The organism is Streptomyces sp. NPDC096040 (assembly GCF_040303265.1).
In the GTDB taxonomy this organism is placed as follows: Bacteria; Actinomycetota; Actinomycetes; order Streptomycetales; family Streptomycetaceae; genus Streptomyces.
The window spans coordinates 194156-216980 of the sequence record NZ_JBEOTA010000014.1; the positions used below are offsets into that span (position 1 = coordinate 194156).

Here is a 22825-nt window from a genome sequence, read left to right on the forward strand (position 1 = left end):
TGATCCTCTCGGATGTCCTTCGGTCTCGCGGGCCACTAAGCCCTTTGTACTGCAAGCTGGGAGCAAGCGGAACCCCTACCTACAGTTCTTTACTTGTAGGTTCAAAGATGCACTAAGAGGTACTAAAGGGGCATCGGTAGTCCGAACGGGTGAAAGAGGGGTGGCGGTACGCCGGTTCAGGCGACCGAGCTCCGGCGCCGGCTCGCGTACCAGACCAGGCCCGCGGTGGCGGCCGCCGCTCCTATCGCGGCCGCGGCGACCAGGGCCGGGCGTGGGGGCGCGGAGATCCGCTGCTTGAGCCGTACCGGACGGTTGAAGTCCAGAATCGGCCAGCCATGCGCGAGTGCCTCACGGCGTAGCGCCCGGTCCGGGTTCACAGCGTGCGGATGCCCGACGGCCCCGAGCATCGGCAGGTCGGTCGCCGAGTCGCTGTACGCGTAGCAGCGGTCGAGGTCGTACCCCTCGGAGGCGGCCAGCTCCCGGACCGCCTCGGCCTTCGTCGGACCGTACGCGTAGTACTCCACCTCGCCGGTGTAGCAGCCGTCGGCGCCGACGACCATGCGGGTGGCCACCACCCGGTCGGCGCCCAGCAGTTCGCCGATCGGCTCGACCACCTCGGCGCCCGACGTGGACACGATGACGACGTCCCGGCCGGCCCGGTGATGGGCCTCGATGAGGGAGGCGGCCTCGTCGTAGATGATCGGGTCGATCAGGTCGTGCAGGGTCTCGGCGACGATCTCCTTGACCTGCTGGACATTCCAGCCACGGACCAGGCCGGACAGGTATGCGCGCGTGCGCTCCATCTGGTCGTGGTCCATACCGCCGACCAGGAACACGAACTGGGAGTACGCGTTGCGCAGCGCCGCCCTGCGGTTGATCAGACCGCCTTGGTAGAACGACTTGCTGAAGGTGAGCGTGCTCGACTTCGCAATGACCGTCTTGTCCAGGTCAAAGAAGGCCGCTGTGCGGGGCGAGGAGTGGTTTTCCACGCCCCCGAGCATAGGCGCCCACCATTCGGCGTAAGCTGGGGCGCGTGGGTTTGCCTGAGAGGCCTCTCGGGTACACCATGGAAGTCACGGATCGTTCGCGACCGTGCTAACCCGGTCCGGCTCCTCCCCCCCCGAGTCGGCCGTGGAGACGACCCCCACTCTCCCCCCCGGTGGGGGTCGTCGCATGTCCGGATGCTTTTTTCCTCTCTTCTCCGGGCCCTGAGACCTTGGTCGGGCGGCTGTGACCGCCCTTGTCGCATGCCCATGATCCGTCACAGTGGGTAACCGTAGCGCTGCTCTGTGGAAGTCGCACAGAGCCCGCAACGGGCCTCACCGGTATGGGTGACAGCGATATTCACAACCATCGAGTTGTCCACAGTTTTTCACCAAGATCCACACGTTTTCCGGGTTCGCTGCACCGTGATTCCAGCGCGCTCCGGCGGCGGCGAGTTCATGGCCGCTTCCGATTGCCGGGCGCCAATGGCCGGTTTCTGTCGGCCGTGCATATGGAGGCCGCTTGCCGGTTCTTCACACGTTTGGGAATCGCGTGGCCCCGGAGGCCGCGCGCAAGAACGCAGCCAAGGGGGCTCACGTGGCCGGAACTGTCACCCACGAACCACCGTCCGCCGCCTCGGGACGGCCCGGACGCCCGATGATCGTCACCGAGGACTCCGAACTCCTCGACGACCTGTTGCGCCTGTGCGCCGCGGCCGGTGCCAAACCCGAGGTCCACCACGGGGTACCGGAACGCGGCGGCTGGGAGTCCGCCCCGCTCGTCCTGGTCGGCGACGACGCCGCCCACCGGGTGCGCGGGGCCGCACGCCGGCGCGGGGTGGTGCTGGTCGGCCAGGACCAGGACGACCCCGATGTGTGGAAACGCGCCGTGGAGATCGGCGCGGACCACGTCCTGATGCTGCCCGACGGCGAGCAGTGGCTCGTGGACCGGATCGCCGACGTCGTCGAGGGCGTGGGCCGCCCGGCCCTCACCGTCGGGGTGATCGGCGGCCGGGGCGGGGCCGGTGCCTCCACGCTGGCCTGCGCGCTCGCCGTCACCTCCGCGCGGGAGGGACTGCGCACCCTCCTCGTGGACGCGGATCCACTGGGCGGCGGAATCGACGTACTCCTCGGCGCCGAGACGGCCGAGGGCCTGCGCTGGCCCGCGTTCGCCGCCTCGCGCGGCCGGCTCGGCAGCGGCGCCCTGGAGGAGTCGCTGCCGGAACTGCACTCGCTGCGGATCCTCAGCTGGGACCGCGGCGACAGCGTGGCCATCCCGCCGCCCGCCGTCCGCGCGGTGCTCGCCGCAGTCCGCAGGCGCGGCGGCACGGTCGTCGTCGACCTGCCGCGCCGCCTGGACGACGAGGTCGCCGAGGTCCTCACCCAGCTCGACCTCGCCGTCCTGGTGGTCCCCGCCGAACTCCGCGCGATCGCGGCGGCCGGACGGGTGGCGGCCACCGTCGGCATGGTCGTGCGCGATCTGCGGGTGGCGGTACGGGGCCCGTACGCGCCCGGACTGGACGACCGCGAGGTGGCCAGGCTGCTCGGCCTGCCCCTGGCCGGCGAAGTGCCCGCAGAACCGGGCCTGTCCCGCCCCCACCGGAAACCGCCGGGATCCGCCGCACGCGGCCCGCTGGCCCGCTTCTGCAAGGGCTTCTGGGAGCGCACGCTGGTCGAGGCGGGTGGCGTATGAGGCCCGGCACGGGCGCGGACGGCCCGGCCCTGCTCGACGGGGTACGGCGCTGGCTCGCCGAGAGCGGCGCCGAACCCACCCCCGCGCGCGTGGCGCAGGCGCTGCGCGCGCAGGGCCGGGTGCTCGGCGACGCCGAAGTCCTCGGCGCGGCCGAGCGACTGCGCTCCGAACTGGTCGGCAGCGGCCCCCTGGAACCCCTGCTCGCCGATCCCACGGTCACCGACGTCCTGGTGTCGGCCCCGGACCGGGTCTGGGTGGACCGCGGCGGCGGCCTGGAACTGACCCCGGTCGCCTTCCCGGACGCGGCGGCCGTACGGCGCCTCGCGCAGCGGCTGGCCGCGGTGGCCGGCCGGCGCCTGGACGACGCACGGCCCTGGGCGGACGCCCGGCTGCCCGACGGCACCCGCCTGCACGCGGTCCTGCCCCCGGTGGCGGTCGGCTGCACCTGCCTGTCCCTGCGGGTGGTGCGACCGCGGGCGTTCACGCTCGACGAACTGGTGGCGGCCGGGACGGTGCCACCGGGCGGCGACCGGATTCTGCGCGCGCTTCTGGCGGCCCGGCTCTCGTTCCTGGTCAGCGGTGGCACCGGCACCGGCAAGACGACCCTGCTCAGCGCGCTGCTCGGCCTGGTGGGCCCGGGGGAACGGATCGTGCTCGCCGAGGACTCGGCGGAGCTCAGGCCCGAACACCCGCACGTCGTACGGCTGGAGACCAGACCCGCCAACCAGGAGGGCGCCGGCCTGGTCACCCTGGAGGACCTGGTCCGGCAGGCGCTGCGGATGCGCCCCGACCGGCTGGTCGTCGGCGAGGTGCGCGGCCCCGAGGTCGTGCACCTGCTGGCCGCGCTCAACACCGGCCACGAGGGCGGCTGCGGCACGGTGCACGCCAACGCCGCCGCGGACGTCCCGGCCCGCCTGGAGGCACTCGGTACGGCGGCCGGGCTCGACCGGGCCGCCCTGCACAGCCAGTTGGCGGCCGCGCTGTCGGTGGTGCTGCACCTCGTACGGGACCGCACGGGCCGGCGGCGGATCGCCGAGGTGCATGTGCTGGAGCGGGCCCCCTCGGGGCTGGTGCGGACGGAACCGGCGCTGCGCTGGGGCGCGGAGGCCTTTGTGCGCGAGCCGGGATGGGAGCGGCTGCGGGACCTGCTGCGAAGTGACGGCAGTGGTCTGTGAGTTCGAAGCGATGCGAGTGATCTGTGTGGGTTCGAAGTGACCGGCTGGTCCGTGGGGCCGGAGTGTCTGCGGCATCCGGCCTGAAGTGACCTGAGTGGTCTGTGAATTGGAAGGGGTTTGTGTGATGGGTGAGATGACGGCCGGTGCGGCCGTGGTGTGCGGCGGGGTCATGGCGTGGCTCCTGGCCGAGCGGCAGCGCGAGGTACGGCGGGCGCGGCTGCTGTTCGCCGGGGGCGGCGCGGTGGCTGCCGGGCCGCCCTCCTGGGAGCAGACGGTCGGGGAACTGCGGCGGCTGCGTGGCCGTTGGCGGGGTGAGTGGTGGGCCCCGACCGTCGGCATCGCGCTCGCCCTCCTTGCCGCCTCGGTGCTTCCGGTCCTCGCGGGGGCGGCCGGCGTGCCGGTGTTGCGCCGGTTGCGGCTGGCCCGGCAGGCGAGGCAGGTCCGGCAGGCGCGTGCCGACGCGGTGATCGCGCTGTGCGGAGCGCTCGCCGGTGAGGTGCGCGCGGGACGGCAGCCCGGCGAGGCGCTGCTGCGGGCCGCGCGGGACTCCGGTGGACTCGGCGAGGCCCAGGCGGCAGTGGTCGCGGCGGCACGCTTCGGCGGGGATGTGCCGGGCGCGCTCGCGATGGCCGCACGCCAGCCGGGTGCCGACGGCCTGCTGGGGCTCGCGGCCTGCTGGCGGGTGGCCGTCGACCAGGGCGCCGGGCTCGCGGCCGGCCTCGACCGCCTGGACGCGGCCCTGCGCGCCGAACGGGACCAGCGCGCCGACCTGCGCGCCCAGTTGTCCGGCGCCCGGGCCACCGCGGTGCTGCTCGCCGCGCTGCCCGTCCTCGGTCTCCTGCTCGGCTCGGCCATGGGCGCCGACCCGCTGCGCGTACTGCTGCACACCGGGGCCGGACTGGGCTGCCTGGTCGTCGGAGCGGTGTTCGAGGGCGCCGGTATGTGGTGGGCGGCCCGGATCGTGCGGGGAGCTGAGGCGGCATGACCGCGGAGCTTGTCCACAGGCTGGGGATGACGGTCGCGGTGCTGCTGGCCCTGGGCTGGTCGGCGTGGCGGCTGGAGAGGGCCAGGCGCCGGCGCTGGGCCCGGCGCAGGGTGGCCGAACTGCTGGCCCTGGAGATGACGGAGCGGCGATCCGACGTCGGCGGCACTGCCCGCCGGTGGCTGCCCCTGGTCGGTGTGGTGTGCGGCGGCTGGGTGCTGGTCGGCGGGGTCGTCGGAGTGCTCCTGGGGCTGGGTGTCGCCGTGGGGCTGTGGCGGTGGCGGCGCCAGGAGGCAGACGCGGGACGGGCGGCGCAGGCCGAGGCGTCCCGGGCCGCTCGCCAACTCCCGCTCGCCTCCGACCTGCTGGCCGCCTGCATCGCCGCCGGGGCAGGCCCGGTGGTCGCAGCCCAGGCCGTCGGCGAGGCGCTCGGCGGACCCGTCGGGGAAGGGCTCGCGCGGGGTGCGGCGGAGGTCAGGCTGGGCGGCGAACCGGCGGACGCCTGGCGACGGTTGGCGGCACTGCCGGGGGCCGCCGCCCTCGCCCGGCTCCTGGAGCGCGCGGACGAGTCCGGGATGCCGGCCGCCACCCCGGTCGCCCGGCTCGCCGCGGACGCCCGCGCGGAGTGGGCGAGAAGCGCGACCGCACGGGCGCGACGGGCGGCCGTACTGATCTCCGCACCGGTGGGCCTGTGTTTCCTGCCGGCGTTCATCGCGGTCGGGGTCCTGCCCGTGGTGATCGGGCTGGCGGGCGGGGTGATGCGAGGAGGTGGTGGATGAAAGGGGCGATAACGGGCCGTCAACAGGAACAGATCACCGAATTCAGAAGTCCTTCAAGGGAGTCGAGATGTGCCAGAAGATGCGGAAGTTGTTGCGCGGGGACGCGGGAATGGTCACGTCCGAGTACGCGATGGGGATCATCGCCGCCGTCGGGTTCGCGGCGGTCCTCTACGCGGTCGTGACGAGCGGGCAGGTCAGTGCCGAGCTCCAGGACATCGTGAAACGAGCCCTCAGTGCGCGGATGTGAGCGCGGGCGCGGGGCGGACCGCGGGTTCGTGACGGCTGAGGCGGCCGTGGTGCTGCCGGTGCTGGTGGCGTTCACGATGGCGCTGGTGTGGGGGCTGCTTGTGGTGGCCGCCCAGATCCGGTGCGTGGACGCCGCCCGCACCGGGGCGCGGGCCGCCGCGCGGCAGGACGCCGAGGGCGCGGTGGTCGCCGTGACGAAGGAGGCGGCGCCGGAGGGGGCGACGGTGTCCGTCGGCCGGGAGGGCGACCAGGTGCGGGTGACGGTGGTGGCGAGGCCGCCGGTGCTGCACGGATTGCCGTTCGAGGTGCGGGAGTCGGCGGTGGCGCTGGCGGAGGGGGCGGGGCCGTGAGACGCCGGTACTCGGATCAGGGGTCCGCCACGGTCTGGAGCGTAGGGGCGATCGCCGTCCTGTGCGTGGTGTTCGGCGTCGTGCTCGGGCTGGGGCAGGCCGTGGTGGTCCGGCACCGCGCGGCCGGCGGTGCCGACATGGCGGCGCTCGCGGCGGCCGACCACTGGGCCGAGGGGACCGCGGCGGCCTGCGCCAGGGCGGACCGGGTGGCCCAAGCACAAGGTGCGCGGCTGACGCGGTGCGTGATCGTGGGCGACGTCTCGGATGTGACGGCGGCGTCGGGCGGTGGGCCGTTCACGGCAGAGGTCCGGGCCAGAGCGGGCCCCTCTGCCGCTAGCCCTCCGCCGGCTTATCCTCCGGCGCCCCCTTCAGCAGCACCGTGAGCAGCCCCACCGCCCCCCGCTTGTGCAACGGGTCGTTCCCGTTCCCGCACTTGGGCGACTGGATGCAGGAAGGGCACCCCGCGTCGCACTCACACACGACGATCGCCTCCCGGGTGGCCGTCAGCCACTCGCGGGCCGTGTGGAACGCGCGCTCCGCGAAGCCCGCGCCGCCCGGGTGGCCGTCGTAGACGAAGACCGTCGGCAGAAGCGTGTCGGGGTGCAGGGGGATCGACACGCCGCCGATGTCCCAGCGGTCGCAGGTCGCGAAGAGCGGCAGCAGGCCGATGGAGGCGTGTTCTGCGGCGTGCAGGGCGCCGCCGAGGATCTCCGGGCTGATCCGGGCCTCGTCGAGCTGGTCCTCGGTGACGGTCCACCACACCGCGCGGGTGCGCAGCGTCCGGGGAGGGAGGTCGAGTTTCGTCTCGCCCAGCACCTCGCCGGTGATGAGACGGCGGCGCAGGAAGGAGACCACCTGGTTGGTGACCTCGACGGAGCCGTAGCAGAGGCGGCCGTCGCCCCAGGGGACCTCGATGTCGGTCTCCAGGACCGAGATGGCCGTGGTGTCGCGGGCGACCGTGGAGTACGGCGGCTCGGCCTGTTCGACCAGCGCGACCGAGTCCTCCAGGTCCAGGGAGCGCACGAGGTAGGTGCGGCCCTGGTGCAGGTGGACCGCGCCCTCGTGGACCGTGGAGTGCGCGGCGCTCGCGTCCACCGTGCCGAGCAGACGGCCCGTGCCCGCCTCGACGACCTGCACCGGGCGGCCGCCCTCGCCGCGGATGTCGGTCAGCTCGGCGGCCCGTTCCCGCCGGGTCCAGTGCCAGGCCTTGGTACGGCGGCGCAGCAGCTTCGCGGCCTCCAGCTGCGGCAGCAGTTCCTTGCAGGCGGGACCGAACAGGTCGAGGTCGTCGTCGGTGAGCGGGATCTCGGCCGCGGCGGCGCACAGGTGCGGGGCGAGGACGTACGGATTGTCGGGGTCGAGGACCGTCGATTCCACCGGTTGGTCGAACAGGGCCTCGGGATGATGGACGAGGAAGGTGTCCAGCGGATCGTCCCGGGCGACCAGGACGGCGAGGGCGCCCTGCCCGGAGCGGCCCGCGCGGCCCGCCTGCTGCCACACGGAGGCCCTCGTACCCGGGTACCCGGCGATCAGTACGGCGTCCAGCCCGGAGACGTCCACGCCCAGCTCCAGGGCTGTGGTGGCGGCAAGGCCGAGGAGTTCCCCGGAGTGCAGCGCGCGTTCCAGGGCGCGCCGCTCCTCGGGGAGGTAGCCGCCGCGATAGGCCGCGACACGCCGGGCCAGGGAACGGTCGACCTCGCCCAGCCGTTCCTGGGCGATGACGGCGATCAGCTCGGCCCCGCGCCGGGAGCGCACGAAGGCCACCGACCGCACTCCCTGCACGGCGAGGTCGGTCAGCAGGTCGGCGGTCTCGGCGGTGGCGGTACGGCGGACCGGGGCGCCCTTCTCGCCGTGCAGCTCGGTCAGGGGCGGCTCCCAGAGGGCGAAGACCAGCTCGCCGCGCGGGGAGGCGTCCTCGGCGATCTCCACGACCGGCAGGCCGGTGAGGCGGCGGGCGGCGACGGCCGGCTCTGCGGCGGTCGCGGAGGCCAGCAGGAAGACGGGGGAGGCGCCGTAGCGGGCGCACAGGCGGCGCAGCCGGCGCAGCACCTGGGCGACATGCGAGCCGAAGACGCCCCGGTAGGTGTGGCACTCGTCGACGACGACGTACTTCAGGGATTTCAGGAAGGAGGACCAGCGGGCGTGCGCGGGAAGTATCCCGCGGTGCAGCATGTCCGGGTTGGTGAGCACGTAGTTGGCGTACTGGCGGATCCACTCCCGTTCCTCGTACGGGGTGTCGCCGTCGTACACCGCGGGGCGCACCGCCGTGCCCAGCGGTTGTGAAAGTTCCTTCACCGATCGGCACTGATCTGCCGCGAGCGCCTTGGTGGGCGCCAGGTAGAGGGCGGTGGCGCCGCGGCCGTTGGCCGCCTCGGAGCCTTCCAGGAGGGTGGAGAGGACCGGCACGAGATAGGCCAGGGACTTGCCGGAGGCGGTGCCGGTGGCGACCACCACCGAGTCGCCGTCCAGGGCGTGCTCGGCGGCCTGGGCCTGATGCTCCCAGGGATGGTCGATGCCGCACGCCTGCACGGCGGCGACAACCTCCGAACGAATCCGGTCAGGCCAGACGGCATGCCGACCCGCGCGCGGGGGCAAGTGCTCCGTATGAGTGATGCGCGAAGCCCGGCTCGGCCCGGAGGCGAGCCGGCCCAGGACCGTGCCCGGAGAGAACCCGGACGCGGCCGGAGCCGAGGGTCGATCGGATCGGTGATTTATGGCCATCGGGACCGAGTGTGTCACTGGCGTGACGGACAATGGGGCCAAGGCGTCGTGCACGCCTGCCGGTAAGTGATTGAATGCCATCGCGGCTGGCGTACCGTCCCGGGGGCCGCAGGCCGAGGTGTCCCAAGGGGCGACCCGCTCGATAGCAAGGTGCTGGAGGATTCGTGGACCTGTCCCTGTCGACCCGTACCGTCGGCGATCGCACGGTCGTCGAGGTCGGTGGCGAAATCGACGTATATACCGCGCCCAAGCTGCGCGAGCAGCTGGTGGAGCTGGTGAACGACGGGAATTTCCACCTCGTCGTTGACATGGAGGGCGTGGACTTCCTCGACTCCACCGGGCTCGGCGTGCTGGTCGGCGGCCTGAAGCGGGTGCGTGCCCATGAGGGCTCGCTGCGCCTGGTCTGCAACCAGGAGCGCATTCTGAAGATCTTCCGCATCACCGGCCTCACCAAGGTGTTCCCGATTCACACCTCGGTCGAGGAAGCGGTGGCGGCCACCGACTGACCCCGGCCGGCCGACGGCTTCCGGACCGCCGATCGGTCCGCGCCGTCCGGTCGGCCTCCGACACGGGCTCGTACAGAGCCGTACGCAGGCCCGTGTCGCCCCCGCCCGCTCGGGCCCGCGGTCCGTGCCGGCAGCCGTTCACGGGCCGCAGGCCCGTGGCGGACGCAATTCAACGGGGGGCCGGGTTTTCGGCGATCCGGCCCCCTACCGCACGCCCGTAGTTCCGAGGGGGACGTATGGCCACCGTTGAACTCCGCTTCAGCGCGCTGCCCGAGCACGTCCGCACCGCCCGACTGGTGGCGGCGGCGGTGGCACGCAGGGCCGGAGTGGACGAGGCCGTCCTGGACGAGGTCCGGTTGGCCGTCGGCGAGGCCTGTTCCCGTGCTGTGGGTCTGCACCAGAGTGCCGGCATCACCGAGCCGGTGCGGGTGGCGCTGATCGAGGAGGAGAAACAGTTCTCCATCGAGGTCGGCGACGAGGCACCCCGTTCGGCTCCCGTCGACCGGGCGACCGGTGCGGCGCCGGACGCGGACGTGGAGGCCGAGGAGGACGAGATGGGCCTCGCGGTCATCAGCGGTCTCGTGGACGACGTGGAGGTCACCGCCGGGGAGAACGGCGGGCTGATCCGCATGACCTGGCCGACAACCCCGCCCGGAGTCGCGCTCACCTGAGAGTCACCCGATCATGAGAAAGGCCCTGCCGAGCAGGGCCTTTCTTGTTATTTTCCGACGGATGTCATCCGGTCGCCGAATTCGTGAAAGAATTCACGATCAATGCCCCGGAAGATCGCCCGATAATTTGATCAAGCGTCGAATAGGCCGGTGGTGATCGTCAATGGTTTTGGGGCGTTACCGCTTTCGGGTTCATCGGCGTGACCTCGATCATTGTCTGAAGAGCACGAGAAGGCCAATTCCGTTTACCGTCCCCTGTTTAGATCACTCGCGGGTACCTACAATCCGTCCACATCTTGAGCTCAGCCCAAGCGTCAAGGAGGACGAATGGCGGGGCTTTCTACCCCTCATCAGTTGGGTCACCCCACAACCCTCGCGGCCGCGGTCCTGACCCACGACAACCGGGTCCTGGTCGCGGTGATCGCCGTCGTGGCGCTGGCCGCGCTCGTGGTCGCCTGGATCCTGGTGCGCCAGGTGCTCGCGGCCGGCGAGGGCACCGACAGCATGAAGAAGATCGCAGCGGCGGTCCAGGAAGGCGCGAACGCCTATCTGGCCCGGCAGCTGCGCACCCTCGGCGTATTCGCCGTCGTGGTGTTCTTCCTGCTCCTGCTGCTGCCCGCGGACGACTGGAATCAACGCGCCGGCCGATCGATCTTCTTCTTGATCGGCGCGGCCTTCTCGGCGACCACCGGCTATATCGGCATGTGGCTCGCCGTACGCAGCAATGTCCGTGTCGCCGCGGCGGCCCGGGAAGCCACCCCGGCGGAAGGCGAACCGGAAAAGGATCTCACCGCCGTCTCGCACAAAGCCATGAAGATCGCTTTCCGCACGGGCGGCGTGGTCGGCATGTTCACGGTGGGGCTCGGCCTGCTCGGCGCCTCCTGTGTGGTGCTGGTGTACGCGGCCGACGCGCCGAAGGTGCTCGAAGGCTTCGGCCTCGGCGCCGCCCTCATCGCCATGTTCATGCGTGTCGGCGGCGGCATCTTCACCAAGGCCGCCGACGTCGGCGCCGACCTGGTCGGAAAGGTCGAACAGGGCATTCCGGAGGACGACCCGCGCAATGCCGCGACCATCGCCGACAACGTGGGCGACAACGTCGGCGACTGCGCGGGCATGGCGGCCGACCTCTTCGAGTCCTACGCGGTGACCCTGGTCGCCGCGCTGATCCTCGGCAAGGCGGCCTTCGGGGACGCGGGTCTCGCCTTCCCGCTCCTGGTGCCGGCGATCGGTGTGCTCACCGCGATGGTCGGCATCTTCGCGGTCGCCCCGCGCCGCAGTGACCGCAGCGGCATGAGCGCCATCAACCGCGGCTTCTTCATCTCCGCGGTGATCTCGCTCGCGCTGGTCGCGGTCGCGGTCTTCGTGTACCTGCCGGGGAAGTACGCCGACCTCGACGGCATTTCCGACGCGGCCATCAGGGCCAAGGACGGCGATCCGCGGATCCTCGCGCTCGTCGCGGTCGCCATCGGCATCCTGCTGGCGGCCGTCATCCAGCAGCTGACCGGCTACTTCACCGAGACCAACCGGCGTCCGGTCCTGGACATCGGCAAGTCCTCGCTGACCGGCCCGGCCACCGTGGTCCTCGCCGGCATCTCGGTCGGCCTCGAATCGGCCGTCTACACCGCCCTGTTGATCGGCCTCGGCGTCTACGGGGCGTTCCTGCTCGGCGGTACGTCGATCATGCTGGCGCTGTTCGCGGTGGCGCTGGCCGGCACCGGCCTGCTCACCACGGTCGGTGTGATCGTCGCCATGGACACCTTCGGGCCGGTCTCCGACAACGCCCAGGGCATCGCCGAGATGTCCGGCGACGTCGAGGGCGCGGGTGCGCAGGTGCTCACCAACCTGGACGCCGTCGGCAACACGACCAAGGCCATCACCAAGGGCATCGCCATCGCCACCGCCGTCCTCGCGGCGTCGGCGCTCTTCGGGTCGTACCGGGACGCGATCACCACGAACGTGCAGGACGTCGGGGCGAAACTGACCGGTACGGGCGCGCCGTTGACCTTGTCGATGGACATCTCGCAGCCCAACAACCTCGTCGGCCTCATCGCCGGCGCGGCGGTCGTCTTCCTCTTCTCCGGACTCGCCATCAACGCGGTGTCGAGGTCGGCGGGTTCGGTGGTCTACGAGGTGCGGCGGCAGTTCCGCGAGCATCCCGGGATCATGGACTACACGGAGACGCCCGAGTACGGCAAGGTCGTCGACATCTGCACCAAGGACGCCCTGCGCGAGCTGGCCACGCCGGGACTGCTCGCCGTGATGGCGCCCATCTTCATCGGGTTCACGCTCGGCGTCGGGGCCCTCGGCTCCTACCTCGCCGGGGCGATCGGCGCGGGCACCCTGATGGCCGTCTTCCTGGCCAACTCGGGCGGCGCCTGGGACAACGCCAAGAAGCTCGTCGAGGACGGCCACCACGGCGGCAAGGGCAGCGAGGCCCACGCCGCCACGGTGATCGGTGACACCGTCGGCGACCCCTTCAAGGACACCGCGGGACCCGCGATCAACCCGCTGCTCAAGGTCATGAACCTGGTCTCGCTGCTCATCGCGCCAGCGGTGATCAAGTTCTCGTACGGCCATGACAAGAGCATCGGCATCCGGATCCTGATCGCGGTCCTCGCGCTGGTCGTGATCGTCGGCGCGGTGTACATCTCCAAGCGGCGCGGTATCACCGTCGGCGACGACGAGGACAGCGCCGAACGCGTGGCCAATTCGGCCGACCCAGCGGTGGTTTCGTAGGCGGTCTTACGACGGCCACCGGGGCTCTCGCGAGGGGGCCCGGCCAACGAGCGGGCGGATGGCGTGTGTTGACGCGCCGTCCGCCCGTTTCGTGCGCTGGGCGCGCTCGCTGGTTCCCGTGCGCGGTCGTACGCGGTCGTGGGCTCCGGGTCCGGGTGTGCCCGTCATTTTGTCGTGAGCCTTCTCTCCCTGGTGCAAATTCGCCTAAAAGCTTACTTAACGGGTGGTCTCCATGGGGGTACTGTCCGTGCGCCGTGTAGATTCCGGGAGCCGAGAGCCATGGAAGGGACCGATCCGGTGAACAAGAAGCTCGCGGCCGCACTGTCCGGCGGTGCGGTACTGGTAGTGGCGCTGTCCGGGTGCAGCAGCAACAACAAGGGCACCGACCCCAAGCTGATCGCCTGGGCCAAGACCGTGTGCGACGCGGTGCCGGCGCAGGACGCGAAGATCAAGGCGGCCAACGAGGCCATCGCGCAGACGGCCTCGGACACCACGAGCTCGCCCGCGACCATCCAGAAGACCGACTCCCAGGCCTTCCAGGACATGTCCGACGGCTACAAGGCGCTCGCCACGGCCATCGGCAGCGCCGGCGCGCCCCCCGGGATCGACGACGGCGCCAAGCGCCAGCAGGACGTCGTCAAGAACCTCAACAGCCTCTCCGCGTCCTACGCCGCCCTGAAGAAGAAGGTCGACGCGCTCGACACCAAGGACCAGGCGAAGTTCGCCTCCGGTCTGCACGACGTCGCCTCCCAGATGGCGGACCTGGAGACGCAGAACAAGAGCGGCACCGCGGCGCTGCAGGCCCTGGAGCAGGGCGAGGTCAAGAACGCGATCGCCGAGCAGGCCAGCTGCAAGAAGGTCTCCGTGACGACGTCGGCTTCGGCGTCGGCCTCGTCGACCACGAGCTGACGGCCCCGGCCGCCGCGAGCTGAGGCGGTGTCCGGAAGGGGGCGCGGGCCACAATGGAGGGCGTGACTGACTCCGGCCTCGCCACCCTGCCCGCCTCCGACCGCCCCGACGTCGCCGCCCGGCTGCGCACCGCCCTGCTGGGCGCCTCCTTCACCGCCGACGGGCTCCTGGAACTGCTCGGCGCGCCCGCGTACGCGGCGCTGGCCCGCAGCGAGACGGTGCCCGCGCTCCGGGCCACCCGCGGGGACACACCGCTGGAGACGCTCGTCCGGCTGTTCCTGCTCCAGCAGCCCGTGCCGCACGCGCGCGTAGCCGACATGCTGCCCGTCGACGACCTTCTGGAGAGTGGCTGGCTGACCCGCGCGGGCGGCGACGAGGTCGCGGCCACGGTGGACGTACGGCCGTACGGCGGGCCCGACGGCGAGGACTGGTTCATCGTCTCCGACCTCGGCTGCGCGGTCGGCGGCGCCGGCGGCATCGGGCAGCGCCACGAGGGCGTCGTCCTGGGCGTCGGCGGTGCGTCCACGACGCTGGCCGGCATCACCGTCCGTACGCCCGTCTCCGCCGCCCTCGACCTCGGCACCGGCTCCGGCATCCAGGCCCTGCACGCCGCCCAGCACGCCACGCGCGTGACGGCGACCGACCTCAACCCGCGCGCGCTGCACATCACGGCGCTCACGCTGGCGCTGTCCGGCGCCCCGGCGGCCGACCTGCGCGAGGGCTCGCTGTTCGAGCCGGTCAAGGACGGGGAGACGTACGACCTCATCGTGTCCAACCCGCCGTTCGTGATCTCGCCGGGCGCCCGGCTGACGTACCGGGACGGCGGGATGAGCGGGGACGATCTGTGCCGCTCGCTCGTTCAACAGGCCGGGGAGTGGCTGGCCGAGGGCGGGTTCGCGCAGTTCCTCGCCAACTGGCAGCACGTCGCGGGGGAGGACTGGCAGGACCGGGTCAGGTCGTGGGTGCCGCGCGGGTGCGACGCGTGGATCGTGCAGCGCGAGATGCAGGACGTCAACCAGTACGCCGAGCTGTGGCTCCGGGACGCCGGCGACCACCGCGGGGACCCGGCGGAGTACCAGGCGCGGTACGACGCGTGGCTCGACGAGTTCGAGGCGCGCAAGGTGAAGGGGGTGGGCTTCGGCTGGATCACCTTGAAGAAGACAGGTGCCGCGGTGCCCTCGGTCACCGTGGAGGAATGGCCACATCCGATCGAACAGCCGCTCGGTGAGACGATCCGCGCGCACTTCGACCGCCTCGACTATCTCCGTGACCACGACGACGCCGATCTGCTCGAAGACCACTTCAGGCTCGCCGTCGAGGTGGTCCAGGAACAGGTCGGGCTGCCCGGCGCCGAGGACCCGGAGCATGTGGTGCTGCGTCAGCACCGCGGGATGCGCCGCGCGACCAAGGTGGACACGGTGGGCGCGGGGTTCGCGGGGGTGTGCGACGGCTCGCTGAGCGCGGGGCGGATTCTCGACGCCATCGCCCAGCTGATGGGCGAGGACCCGGTGTTGCTGCGCGACCGCACGCCCGCGCAGATCCGGCTGCTGGTGGAACAGGGGTTCCTGGAGCCGGCGCGCTGACGGACCGGGAGCACGGGCCGACGGAGCCCCCGTGCTCCGCGCGACGGCACCTGCCTGCCCTACCAGACCGATCCACGGCGCGGACCGAGCAGACCCAGGCCAGCTCGGCCCGCGGGGCTTATCCGTGGGACGGGCCGAGTCTGGGGGGAACTGCGGGGCTTATCCGTGGGGCAGGCCGAATCCGGCGGGGCCTGTCCTGCCCGGTCTGCCTGGCTGAGCCGCTGGAGACGCCGCGCCTTTCGGGGCTCGCCTGGCCGATCTCGCTGTCCCTGGGCCATGCCGCGCCCGGCCCTGCCTGGGCCGGCCGATCCGTGGGACAGGCCGAGCCCGGAGGTTCCTGCGGGACAGTCGAGTCCGGCGGGGCAGCCTGCAGGGATGATCCGCGGGACGTACTGAGCCCGGCCGGGACTGTCCGTCTGCCTGGCCGAGGTGGCGGAGAGGCCGTGCCCGGCAGGGTCTGGCCGGCCGGTCCGGGCGTAACTGGGACACGCCGGGGGAAGGAAAGGGCCGGAAAAATGTGGCCGGAATGTTCGCCCTGTAGTCCGTCGGTCGTTTGTTCCAGATTGTTACGGCGCCTCGTTCACCTCGATTTCCCCCGCTATCCTCCCGTCCGCCGTCCGCCCGTGGCAGTCTCCCCGCGCTGGGCATTCACGGACGGCAGGGAAGGGGCGCGCGGCCCATGGAGAGCGGACCGGCGATCTTCGCGGGGGCGGTGTTCGCCCTGTTCGGAGGCGCATTGCTGGTGTGGACCGGCATCCGGGTCCGGCGTGGTGAACCCGTCGCCCAGGGTGTGAGTCAGGTCGCATCGGCGACCCTCGCGAGCCTCGCCGCGGTGGTCTCGCTGGGCCTCGGGGCATACTGCCTGACCCGCCTGTGAGGATGCCGTTCCGGTAATCGGAGCCTCACGCTCCGGACAGGGCCGAGAGGGTGGCCGGGGACTCCGGGCGGCAGGAATGGCGGTAGTCGGGTTACCGTTCGAGTGGCCGTTGTGGGCTTTTCCCGTTTGACACGGGGGCGGGATGTACCGTCACACTCCGCAGCGTCACCAAGTGAGCGGGCATCCGTGCCCGTGCCACGACCCCGGGAGCAAGGCCTGGGGAGGTCCCAGCGTCGACCGGAGAGAAGAGCGAAGTTGTCCCCGACCAGCGAGACCGCACAGGGCGGCCGCCGACTCGTCATCGTCGAGTCGCCCGCCAAGGCGAAGACGATCAAGGGCTATCTGGGCCCCGGATACGTCGTCGAAGCGAGCGTCGGGCACATCCGTGACCTTCCCAACGGCGCCGCGGAGGTGCCCGAGAAGTACACCGGCGAGGTCCGCCGCCTCGGCGTGGACGTCGAGCACGACTTCCAGCCCATCTACGTGATCAACGCGGACAAGAGGGCGCAGGTCAAGAAGCTCAAGGACCTGCTGAAGGACTCCGACGAGCTCTTCCTCGCCACCGATGAGGACCGCGAGGGCGAGGCGATCGCCTGGCACCTCCAGGAGGTCCTCAAGCCGAAGATCCCCGTCAAGCGGATGGTCTTCCACGAGATCACCAAGGACGCGATCCGGGAGGCCGTCGCCAACCCGCGCGAACTCAACCAGAAGCTCGTCGACGCCCAGGAGACCCGCCGTATCCTCGACCGCCTCTACGGCTACGAGGTCTCGCCGGTCCTGTGGAAGAAGGTCATGCCGCGCCTGTCGGCCGGCCGTGTCCAGTCCGTCGCGACCCGGCTCGTGGTCGAGCGGGAACGCGACCGCATCGCGTTTCGTTCCGCTGACTACTGGGACCTGACGGGCACCTTCGCGACCGGCCGCGCGGGCGATCCGTCGGACCCGTCGTCGCTGGTGGCCCGCCTCCAGGCCGTCGACGGCAGGCGCGTCGCCCAGGGCCGTGACTTCGACTCGCTCGGACAGATCAAGAGCGCGAACACCCTCCACCTCGACGAGGCGAACGCCCGCGCCCTGGCCGCCGCCCTGGAGAACACCCGCTTCTCGGTCCGCTCGGTCGAGTCGAAGCCGTACCGCCGCTCGCCGTACGCCCCCTTCCGTACGACGACGCTGCAGCAGGAGGCCAGCCGTAAGCTCGGCTTCGGCGCGAAGGCCACCATGCAGGTCGCGCAGAAGCTGTACGAGAACGGCCACATCACGTACATGCGTACGGACTCCACGACCCTGAGCGACACGGCCATCGCCGCCGCCCGCGCCCAGGTGACGCAGCTGTACGGCGCCGACTACCTGCCCTCGGCCCCGCGTACGTACGCCGGGAAGGTCAAGAACGCGCAGGAGGCGCACGAAGCGATCCGCCCCTCGGGTGATCGTTTCCGCACCCCGGCGGAGACCGGCCTGACCGGCGACCAATTCAAGCTCTACGAGCTGATCTGGAAGCGGACCGTCGCCTCCCAGATGAAGGACGCGACCGGCAACAGCGTGACGGTCAAGATCGGTGGCACCGCCGCCGACGGCCGGGACGTCGAGTTCAGCGCCTCCGGCAAGACGATCACCTTCCACGGCTTCCTCAAGGCCTACGTCGAAGGTGCCGACGACCCGAACGCCGAGCTGGACGACCGCGAGCGCCGGCTGCCCCAGGTCAGCGAGGGTGACGCGCTCTCCGCCGAGGAGATCACGGTCGACGGGCACTCCACCAAGCCCCCGGCCCGCTACACCGAGGCCTCGCTGGTCAAGGAGCTCGAAGAGCGCGAGATCGGCCGCCCGTCGACGTACGCGTCGATCATCGGCACGATCCTCGACCGCGGCTATGTCTTCAAGAAGGGCACGGCCCTCGTGCCGTCCTTCCTGTCCTTCGCCGTGGTCAACCTGCTGGAGAAGCACTTCGGCCGGCTGGTCGACTACGACTTCACCGCCAGGATGGAGGACGACCTCGACCGCATCGCGGCCGGTCAGGCACAGGCGGTGCCGTGGCTGCGGCGCTTCTACTTCGGCGAAGGCACCGCGACGGGCGGTGCGGCCGACGCCGGCAACGGCGACGGCGACCACCTGGGCGGCCTCAAGGAGCTGGTGACCGACCTGGGCGCGATCGACGCGCGCGAGGTGTCGTCGTTCCCGGTGGGCAACGACATCGTGCTGCGGGTCGGCCGCTACGGCCCGTACGTCGAGCGCGGCGAGAAGGACTCCGAGGGTCACCAGCGCGCGGACGTGCCGGAGGACCTGGCGCCCGACGAACTGTCCGTCGAACTCGCGGAGGAACTGCTCGCCAAGCCGAGCGGCGACTTCGAGCTGGGTGCCGACCCGGAGACGGGCCACCAGATCATCGCCCGCGACGGCCGATACGGCCCGTACGTCACCGAGGTGCTCCCCGAGGGCACCCCGAAGACCGGCAAGAACGCGGTCAAGCCGCGTACGGCGTCGCTGTTCAAGTCGATGTCGCTGGACACGGTGACCCTCGCGGACGCGCTGAAGCTGATGTCGCTGCCGCGTGTCGTCGGCACCGACGCCGAGGGCCAGGAGATCACCGCACAGAACGGGCGCTACGGGCCGTACCTGAAGAAGGGCACGGACTCGCGCTCGCTCACCTCCGAGGACCAGCTCTTCACGATCACCCTCGAAGAGGCGCTGGCGATCTACGCCCAGCCCAAGCAGCGGGGCCGGGCCGCCGCCAAGCCGCCGCTGAAGGAGCTGGGCACGGACCCGGTCAGCGAGAAGCCGGTCGTGGTGAAGGACGGCCGCTTCGGACCGTACGTCACCGACGGGGAGACCAACGCGACCCTGCGCTCCGGCGACAGCGTCGAGGAGATCACCCCGGAGCGCGGCTTCGAACTGCTCGCCGAGAAGCGGGCGAAGGCGCCCGCCAAGAAGACGGCGAAGAAGGCACCCGCGAAGAAGACGGCGGCCGCGAAGAAGGCCGCGCCCGCGAAGAAGACGGCTGCCAAGAAGACCGCCGCCAAGACGACGACGGCCGCGAAGAAGACGGCCGCGAAGAAGGCGACGGCCTCCAAGGCGGTCGCGGAGGACTGAGCCACCCTCAGGTGCTCATACCGGCCAGACCGGTTGATATCAGGTTTGCCGGTTCATACCGGCCACACTGGTTCACACCGGCTTCGTATTACGAACGCCCCGGCATCAACTTGGTGTCGGGGCGCGCGTACCTGTGGACGGTCGCGGCGGGCCGTCGGCGGCTGCCGATAGGCTGAAAGCATGACGCCAGCCGAGCAGCCAACGGCCCACCGGACAGAACCGGACGACGCACTGGTAGCGGATTCCCGCGAACGCGCCGTCCGCTCGCTGCTGCGCCGACCCGAGCTGAGGCGGTTGTGGAGCGCCCAGCTCGTCAGCGGAGTCGGCGACACACTGGCGCTCCTTGTGCTTGTCGTGCTCACGCTCCAAGCGGCGATCACGCAGGGTTCGTTCGGCGGGGGCTACCGCGGGGCGGCGTTCGCGGTGGCGATCGTCTTCGGGGTGCGCGTTCTGGCCACCCTGCTCTTCGGCGCGGTCCTGCTGGGCCCGCTGACCACGCTGACCGCTCAGGACGGCCCGCTGGACCGCCGCTGGACCATGGTCGGTGCCGACGGCCTGCGCGCCGCCCTGCTGATCATCGCGCCCCTGTGGATCGACTGGACCCCGGAGAACGCCCCAGCGGTACTTCTGGGGACGGCCTTCGTCACCGGCGTCGCCGAGCGCTTCTGGACGGTCTGCCGGGAGAGCGCGGCTCCCACCTTGCTGCCCGCCCCGCCTCCGGAGGGTGCGACGGTACGACCGCTGCCGGACCACCTGGACGCACTGCGCCGCCTGTCGCTGCGTACGACCTTCCTGGCGGTCCCGCTCGCGGCCGCCGCGCTCGTCGTCGCCTCCCTGATCAACAACCTGCTGGGCACGGGCATCGAGTGGTTCGCCCAGCACCAGGCGGCCCTCGGTTCGTACGTGGCGGCGGGCCTGTTCGCCGCGTCCCTCTCGGTGCTGGTCAACCTGGAGGTGCCCGGCACGCGCACCCCGCGCGCGCGGTCGCCGCTGGAGGGACTGCGCCGTCCCAAGGCCGGCACCGGCACCGACCGGGGCCGTACCGGCGCCATCCCGCTGCTGGTGACGGCCTGCGCAGCCGTCGCCGGTGCGATCTCGGCCGCGGTCGCCGTCTCCGTGCTGCACGCCAAGGACCTGGGCGGCGGCCCGGTGCTGTACGGCCTGCTGGTGCTCGCGCTGACCGGCGGGGTCGCCATCGGCATCCGCACGGCGCCCTCGCTGCTGCCGACGCTCTCCCGCCGCCGGCTGCTGTCGCTGGCCATCGCCTTCACCGGTATCGCGCTGCTGGCCGCGGGCCTGGTCCCGGACGTCACCACGGTGCTGCTGATCGTCGCGCTGGCCGGCATCGGCGCGGGCGTGGCCGCCAACACCGGGCACACCCTGCTCGACCAGGAGACCGAGGACCACCGCAAGGCCCGCACCACCGAGCATCTGCACGCGGTGGTCCGGGTCGCCATAGCGGTCGGCGCGCTGATCGCCCCCGTGGTGGCCGCACTGATCGGACCCCACCGGCTGGAAAACGGCAAGTTCGTGTTCGCGCACGGCGGCGCCGCCTTCACCCTGATGCTGGTCGGCGCGCTGCTGCTACCGGTGGCCGCGCTGGTGCTGGCCAAGGTCGACGATCGCGCGGGCGTGCCGCTCCGCCACGACCTGCGGGACGCGCTGCTCGGCGGCGACGACCCGGCGCAGGCGCCCACTGCCAACGGTTTCTTCATCGCCCTGGAGGGCGGTGACGGCGCCGGGAAGTCGACCCAGGCCGAGGCCCTCGCCGAGTGGATCCGCGCCAAGGGACACGAGGTCGTCCTCACCCGCGAGCCCGGTGCCACCCCGGTCGGCAAGCGACTGCGCTCGATCCTGCTCGACGTGTCGTCCGCCGGTCTGTCGCACCGCGCGGAGGCGCTGCTGTACGCCGCCGACCGCGCCGAGCACGTCGACACCGTCGTCCGGCCCGCCCTGGAGCGCGGCGCGGTCGTCATCTCCGACCGCTACATCGACTCCTCCGTCGCCTACCAGGGCGCCGGCCGCGACCTGTCCCCGACCGAGGTCGCCCGCATCAACCGCTGGGCGACCGCCGGACTGGTCCCGCATCTGACCGTTCTGCTGGACGTGGAGCCGGAGACCGCCCGCGAGCGGTTCACCGAGGCACCCGACCGGCTGGAGTCGGAGCCCGCCGAGTTCCACGCGCGCGTACGGGCCGGCTTCCTGACGCTTGCCGCCTCCGACCCCGGCCGCTACCTGGTCGTCGACGCCGGCCAGGAGCCCGAGGCGGTGACCACGGTCATCCGGGCCCGGCTCGACACGGTGCTGCCGCTGTCCGAGGCCGAGATCAAGGCCGCCGAGGAAGCCCGCAAGGCAGCCGAGGAGGAGGCCCGCCGCAAGGCCGAGGAAGAGGCCGCGCGCAAGGCCGAGGAGGAGCGCCTGGAGCGGGAGCGCCAGGAGCAGCTCGCCAAGCTGCGCGCCGAGGAGGAGGAGCGCAAGCGCCGCGAGCTGGAGGAGGCGCAGCGCCGCGAGGCCGAACGGCAGGCGGAGGAGGCCCGGCTGCGTGCCGAGGAAGCCCGCAGGCGTGCCGAGGAGGAGCAGGCCCGGCTGCTTGCCGAGGAGAAGGCCCGCGCGGAGGCCGAGGCCCGCCGCAAGGCCGAGGAGGAGCGGCGCCGCCAGCAGGCCGAGGAGGAGGCCCGGCTGCATGCCGAGGCCGAGGAACGGCGTCTGGAGAAGCAGCGCAAGGCCGAGGAGGCCCTGCTCAAGGCCGAGCAGGCGCGGCGCGCCGCGGCGGAGGCGGCGGCCGCGGCCGACGTGGCCGCCCGGGAGTCGTCCGCGCCGCGGCCGACGGCGCCCGGCGTCACACCGGAGGCGACGACCATGCCGACGCCGGTGGTGCGCCCGGACGACGAGCCTCGGGCGGCGCCGACGCGCGCGGTGGACGAGACGACGGTGCTGCGCCCGGTGCGTGCGGACCGTGAGCCCGCGGCCCGGGAGTCCGAGTCCGAGGTGACGGCGCAGCTGCCGCAGCCGTCGGCGGGCGCGACCGACGAGACCGCGGTGCTGCCTCCGGTGGTGCCGGGGGCCGCGGACGAGACGGCGGTGCTGCCTCCCGTCGTGCCCGGCGCTGCGGATGAGACGGCGGTGCTGCCTCAGGTGGGTGCGGCCGACGAGACCGCCGTACTGCCTCCCGTGCGCGACGACGCCACCGCTCCGGCCGACGTCCCGGCGGACCGGGTGCCGCCCGGCTTCTTCCGGGACGAGCGGTCGGGCGGGAACCCCGACGGCTCCCAGGACCGCACGCGCGAGCTGCCGCAGGTCGACGACGACGGCACGGCCCGGCGACAGCGCCCCCGGCCCGACTGGGCCGAGGAGACCCCGCTGGACGACCTGCCGTCGCTGGCCGACGAGCTGCTGGGGTCGTACGAGGAAGAGGAGTTCGGCGACGAACGGGGCCGCCGGGGGCGTGGTCGGCGCGGCTGACCCCTTCCGGGCCGGAGGCGCTCGTACGGGGGCGGTGCGGGTCGGGATGCCGGCCGGTGCCGCCCCCGTCGCCG

General features: G+C 72.0%; 17 protein-coding genes. 15 read left to right on the forward strand and 2 right to left on the reverse strand.

Annotated elements, in window-relative coordinates:
* Positions 1-176: 176 nt before the first annotated feature.
* A complete protein-coding gene (locus tag ABTY98_RS21130) occupies positions 177-1001 on the reverse strand; it encodes an HAD family hydrolase (RefSeq protein ID WP_352222450.1) in 825 nt (274 codons plus the stop codon).
* Positions 1002-1581: 580 nt separating this feature from the next.
* Between ABTY98_RS21130 and ssd the strand changes: the two genes are divergently transcribed.
* From ssd to ABTY98_RS21165, 7 genes are all read left to right on the forward strand, one after another.
* Positions 1582-2676: a septum site-determining protein Ssd gene (gene ssd, locus ABTY98_RS21135; protein ID WP_352222451.1), complete on the forward strand. Its 1095-nt coding sequence runs from the start codon at positions 1582-1584 to the stop codon at positions 2674-2676.
* Positions 2673-3851 (forward strand): TadA family conjugal transfer-associated ATPase, encoded by a 1179-nt coding sequence (locus tag ABTY98_RS21140; protein ID WP_352222452.1) that lies wholly within the window; start codon positions 2673-2675, stop codon positions 3849-3851. The genes ssd and ABTY98_RS21140 overlap by 4 nt, the downstream gene beginning before the upstream one ends.
* A 124-nt stretch (positions 3852-3975) precedes the next feature.
* Complete coding sequence (locus tag ABTY98_RS21145; RefSeq protein WP_502994298.1) at positions 3976-4836, forward strand: type II secretion system F family protein; 861 nt, start codon at positions 3976-3978, stop codon at positions 4834-4836.
* Positions 4833-5612 (forward strand): type II secretion system F family protein, encoded by a 780-nt coding sequence (locus ABTY98_RS21150; RefSeq protein ID WP_352222453.1) that lies wholly within the window; start codon positions 4833-4835, stop codon positions 5610-5612. Before ABTY98_RS21145 ends, ABTY98_RS21150 begins: the two co-directional genes overlap by 4 nt.
* A 67-nt stretch (positions 5613-5679) precedes the next feature.
* Positions 5680-5859 carry a DUF4244 domain-containing protein gene (locus tag ABTY98_RS21155; protein ID WP_352222454.1) on the forward strand — a complete coding sequence of 60 codons (180 nt, stop codon included), beginning with the start codon at positions 5680-5682 and terminating at the stop codon, positions 5857-5859.
* 28 nt (positions 5860-5887) lie between these two features.
* A complete protein-coding gene (locus ABTY98_RS21160) occupies positions 5888-6208 on the forward strand; it encodes a TadE family type IV pilus minor pilin (protein WP_352222455.1) in 321 nt (106 codons plus the stop codon).
* The gene (locus ABTY98_RS21165) at positions 6205-6591 is read left to right on the forward strand and encodes an Rv3654c family TadE-like protein (protein ID WP_352222456.1); all 387 of its coding nucleotides are present in this window, start codon (positions 6205-6207) and stop codon (positions 6589-6591) included. Before ABTY98_RS21160 ends, ABTY98_RS21165 begins: the two co-directional genes overlap by 4 nt.
* Here the strand turns inward: ABTY98_RS21165 and ABTY98_RS21170 are convergent.
* Positions 6542-9010, reverse strand: coding sequence for a DEAD/DEAH box helicase (locus ABTY98_RS21170; RefSeq protein WP_352222457.1), 2469 nt, complete (start codon positions 9008-9010; stop codon positions 6542-6544). The genes ABTY98_RS21165 and ABTY98_RS21170 overlap by 50 nt on opposite strands.
* 83 nt (positions 9011-9093) lie before the next feature.
* Between ABTY98_RS21170 and bldG the strand changes: the two genes are divergently transcribed.
* From bldG to tmk, 8 genes are all read left to right on the forward strand, one after another.
* Positions 9094-9435: an anti-sigma factor antagonist BldG gene (bldG, locus tag ABTY98_RS21175; protein WP_010986038.1), complete on the forward strand. Its 342-nt coding sequence runs from the start codon at positions 9094-9096 to the stop codon at positions 9433-9435.
* Positions 9436-9671: 236 nt separating this feature from the next.
* Entirely contained in the window at positions 9672-10106 is a 435-nt protein-coding gene (locus tag ABTY98_RS21180; protein WP_352222458.1) for an ATP-binding protein, read from the forward strand.
* A gap of 327 nt (positions 10107-10433) precedes the next feature.
* Positions 10434-12842: a sodium-translocating pyrophosphatase gene (locus ABTY98_RS21185; RefSeq protein ID WP_352222459.1), complete on the forward strand. Its 2409-nt coding sequence runs from the start codon at positions 10434-10436 to the stop codon at positions 12840-12842.
* A 279-nt stretch (positions 12843-13121) separates the two neighbouring features.
* Positions 13122-13751 (forward strand): small secreted protein, encoded by a 630-nt coding sequence (locus ABTY98_RS21190; protein ID WP_352222460.1) that lies wholly within the window; start codon positions 13122-13124, stop codon positions 13749-13751.
* A gap of 53 nt (positions 13752-13804) precedes the next feature.
* Positions 13805-15334 (forward strand): DUF7059 domain-containing protein, encoded by a 1530-nt coding sequence (locus tag ABTY98_RS21195; RefSeq protein WP_352222461.1) that lies wholly within the window; start codon positions 13805-13807, stop codon positions 15332-15334.
* Between the two features lie 679 nt (positions 15335-16013).
* Entirely contained in the window at positions 16014-16211 is a 198-nt protein-coding gene (locus ABTY98_RS21200) for a hypothetical protein (protein ID WP_352222462.1), read from the forward strand.
* A gap of 255 nt (positions 16212-16466) precedes the next feature.
* The gene (gene topA, locus ABTY98_RS21205) at positions 16467-19289 is read left to right on the forward strand and encodes a type I DNA topoisomerase (RefSeq protein WP_352222463.1); all 2823 of its coding nucleotides are present in this window, start codon (positions 16467-16469) and stop codon (positions 19287-19289) included.
* Positions 19290-19469: 180 nt separating this feature from the next.
* A complete protein-coding gene (tmk, locus tag ABTY98_RS21210; protein WP_352222464.1) occupies positions 19470-22751 on the forward strand; it encodes a dTMP kinase in 3282 nt (1093 codons plus the stop codon).
* The last annotated feature ends 74 nt before the right edge of the window (positions 22752-22825 follow it).

Bases quoted from the DNA above. Each gene is read 5' to 3' on its own strand.
- ABTY98_RS21185 (WP_352222459.1), top strand. From the start codon at position 10,434: ATGGCGGGGCTTTCTACCCCTCATCAGTTGGGTCACCCCACAACCCTC.
- ABTY98_RS21130 (WP_352222450.1), bottom strand. From the start codon at position 1,001: ATGCTCGGGGGCGTGGAAAACCACTCCTCGCCCCGCACAGCGGCCTTC.
- ABTY98_RS21200 (WP_352222462.1), top strand. From the start codon at position 16,014: ATGGAGAGCGGACCGGCGATCTTCGCGGGGGCGGTGTTCGCCCTGTTC.
- ABTY98_RS21145 (WP_502994298.1), top strand. From the start codon at position 3,976: ATGGGTGAGATGACGGCCGGTGCGGCCGTGGTGTGCGGCGGGGTCATG.
- ABTY98_RS21195 (WP_352222461.1), top strand. From the start codon at position 13,805: ATGGAGGGCGTGACTGACTCCGGCCTCGCCACCCTGCCCGCCTCCGAC.
- ABTY98_RS21150 (WP_352222453.1), top strand. From the start codon at position 4,833: ATGACCGCGGAGCTTGTCCACAGGCTGGGGATGACGGTCGCGGTGCTG.
- ABTY98_RS21190 (WP_352222460.1), top strand. From the start codon at position 13,122: ATGGAAGGGACCGATCCGGTGAACAAGAAGCTCGCGGCCGCACTGTCC.
- ABTY98_RS21180 (WP_352222458.1), top strand. From the start codon at position 9,672: ATGGCCACCGTTGAACTCCGCTTCAGCGCGCTGCCCGAGCACGTCCGC.
- ABTY98_RS21170 (WP_352222457.1), bottom strand. From the start codon at position 9,010: ATGGCATTCAATCACTTACCGGCAGGCGTGCACGACGCCTTGGCCCCA.
- ABTY98_RS21140 (WP_352222452.1), top strand. From the start codon at position 2,673: ATGAGGCCCGGCACGGGCGCGGACGGCCCGGCCCTGCTCGACGGGGTA.
- tmk (WP_352222464.1), top strand. From the start codon at position 19,470: ATGACGCCAGCCGAGCAGCCAACGGCCCACCGGACAGAACCGGACGAC.
- ABTY98_RS21155 (WP_352222454.1), top strand. From the start codon at position 5,680: ATGTGCCAGAAGATGCGGAAGTTGTTGCGCGGGGACGCGGGAATGGTC.